General features: G+C 67.9%; 2 protein-coding genes. Both read left to right on the top strand.

Translation table 11 applies throughout. From position 1 onward, the window contains the following. The first annotated feature begins 628 nt into the window (after positions 1-628). Complete coding sequence (locus AC2VNT_RS05435) at positions 629-1,339, top strand: helix-turn-helix transcriptional regulator (protein WP_486945882.1); 711 nt, start codon at positions 629-631, stop codon at positions 1,337-1,339. Positions 1,340-1,404: 65 nt separating this feature from the next. After that, a complete protein-coding gene (gene sufB / locus AC2VNT_RS05430) occupies positions 1,405-2,862 on the top strand; it encodes a Fe-S cluster assembly protein SufB (RefSeq protein WP_486945881.1) in 1,458 nt (485 codons plus the stop codon). Positions 2,863-2,941 lie beyond the last annotated feature (79 nt).

Raw genomic sequence — 2,941 nt, 5'->3', positions numbered from 1 at the left:
CCGCGGCTGGAGCTCCGGCCGGTGACCCACCCGCTCCATCAATAGCGGTTACAGCACGCTCGGCAGTGCCGGAGTACCAGCCGCGAACGCGTTCGGGGCACTATGCAGAGCAGACTAGTCCGGGTAACCCGCCTATTCGATTCCGCCGTATTCCCCCGGGACATGGACCGGAGCATCGCTCCGAGCGGCAGGAGGCGTTCTGATTTCCGGGGCTTCGCTAGCCGCATCGACCGTTCGCGACCCTCGGGGTTTCGATTGCTGGAGCGCGTGGTCGGCGATTAGGGGGACTCTGGCGTGTCGTCGTTGAGCGCGTTCGTCTACGGGATCCGCGATGCCCCCATGTCAGGGTGGCGTCACGTCCGTTCCACCGGCAATGACCACACCCATGTTGTCGAGGGCCGGGTTCCCATCGCTCCGGTAGCTGCTATGTGCGGCGATTGATGGGAGGGCCAGAATGCGCGGCCCGGTTGTGGGCCCGGGGGCTGCCCCGAACGTGGTACACGCAGCCTCGACACTCCGCCGACTGTGACCAGCGCAACTCGGATTGAGGCAACCCTGCCTGGACCGGGCACCGGAATTTTGTCACACTGGTGTTGTGAAAATCGGCCCGGGCACGCAGACCGCCGCGGTGCGCCTGGATGGTGCGGCCGTCGGCGACGCGCCGGGGAGCGCGGCCCACGACGGCGCCACCCGCCGCGAGGTGGTGCGGCTGTTGATGGAGTCCGGGTCGATCACCGCCGGCGAGATCGCCGCCGAGCTCGGCATCTCCGCGGCCGGGGTGCGCCGGCACCTGGATGCGTTGGTGGAGGCCGGTGACGTCGAGACGCACGTCGTGCCGACCCGGGGGCAGGTCGGGCGCGGCCGGCCGGCCAAGCACTACCGGCTCACCGCCACCGGCCGGGGCAAGCTGGGGCACCGCTACGACGACCTGGCGCTGGCGGCGATGCGGCAGCTGCGCGAGATCGGCGGCGAGGACGCCGTCCGGGCCTTCGCTCGCCAGCGGATCGACGCGATCCTGGCCGAGGTCACCCCGGCGCACGGCAGCGAAGGCGCCGCCGAGGCCACCGCGGAGCAGATCGCGGCCGCGCTGACCAGGGCGGGGTACGCGGCCTGCACCGCCCGGGTGGACGGTGGTGCCGTGCACGGCGTGCAGATCCTGCAGCATCATTGCCCGGTGGCCGGGGTCGCCCGAGAGTTCCCGGAGCTCTGCCAAGCCGAGCGGCAGGCGATGGCCGAGATGCTCGGCACCCACGTCCAGCGGCTGGCCACGATCGCCGGCGGCAACTACGTATGCACCACACATGTCCCACTGACCACCAGCACCGACAAACAGCACTAACAGAACCGATCGATCTTCGGCGCGCGGCTGCGCCGGAGTCACCACGAACACGAAGGAGCGTCATCATGACTCTCACGCCGGAGGCCGCCACATCCTCCTCGGCGGCCACAGCGCCGCTGACCCAGGAGGAGACGATCGCGTCGCTGGGCCGCTACGAATACGGCTGGGCTGACTCGGATTCGGCCGGCGCTGCCGCGCAACGGGGGCTCTCCGAGGAGGTCGTGCGCGATATCTCGGCGAAGAAGAACGAGCCGGAGTGGATGCTGGAGACCCGGCTGCGCGCCTACCGGACCTTCCTGAAGAAGCCGCTGCCGACCTGGGGCGGCGACGTGTCCGGCATCGACTTCGACAACATCAAGTACTTCGTGCGGGCCAGCGAGAAGCAGGCGCAGACCTGGGAGGACCTGCCGGACGATATCCGAAACACCTACGACCGGCTGGGCATCCCGGAGGCCGAGAAGGCCCGCTACATCGGCGGGGTGGCGGCCCAGTACGAATCCGAGGTGGTGTACCACAAGATCCGCGAAGACCTCGAGGAGCAAGGCGTGGTCTTCCTGGACACCGACAGCGCGCTGCGCGAGCACGAGGACGTCTTCCGGGAGCACTTCGCCACCGTCATCCCGGCCGGGGACAACAAGTTCTCGGCGCTGAACACCGCGGTGTGGTCGGGCGGCAGCTACATCTACGTGCCCAAGGGGGTGCACGTCGACATCCCGCTGCAGGCCTACTTCCGGATCAACACCGAGAACATGGGCCAGTTCGAGCGGACGCTGATCATCGTCGACGAGGACGCCTACGTGCACTACATCGAGGGCTGCACCGCGCCGGTGTACTCGAGCGACTCGCTGCACTCGGCGGTGGTGGAGATCGTCGTCAAGCCTCGTGGCCGGTGCCGGTACACCACCATCCAGAACTGGTCGAACAACGTCTACAACCTGGTCACCAAGCGGGCTCGCGCCGAGGCCGGCGCCACCATGGAGTGGGTCGACGGCAACATCGGTTCGAAGATCACCATGAAGTACCCGGCGGTCTGGATGACCGGCGAGCACGCCACCGGGGAGGTGCTCTCGGTGGCGTTCGCCGGCGAGGACCAACACCAGGACACCGGCGCCAAGATGCTGCACCTGGCCCCGCACACGTCGAGCAACATCGTGTCGAAGTCGGTGGCACGCGGCGGTGGCCGATCCTCCTACCGCGGCCTGGTGGAGATCCACAAGGGCGCGCACGGGTCCAAGTCCAGCGTCAAATGCGACGCGCTGCTGGTCGACGACATCAGCCGCAGCGACACCTACCCCTACGTCGACATCCGGGAAGACGACGTCACCATGGGCCACGAGGCCACCGTCTCGAAGGTCAGCGAGAACCAGCTGTTCTACCTGATGAGCCGCGGCATCGCCGAGGACGAGGCGATGGCGATGGTGGTTCGCGGTTTCGTCGAGCCGATCGCCAAGGAGCTGCCGATGGAGTACGCGCTGGAGCTGAACAAGCTGATCCAGCTGCAGATGGAAGGCTCGGTGGGCTAGTGACGGCACCGAGATCCGGGGCGAACCTGACCGAGGCGGTCGAGGGCGCCGCGATCGTCAACAAGGCGACCCAGTTCAC

This window comes from Mycobacterium sp. TH-M15 (assembly GCF_057473705.1).
Note: the sequence above shows the minus strand (reverse complement) of the source record. Positions and strands in the feature narration are given on the sequence as shown.

What these genes read in the sequence shown, in the direction of transcription:
- sufB (WP_486945881.1), top strand. Translation starts at nt 1,405, where the DNA reads ATGACTCTCACGCCGGAGGCCGCCACATCCTCCTCGGCGGCCACAGCG.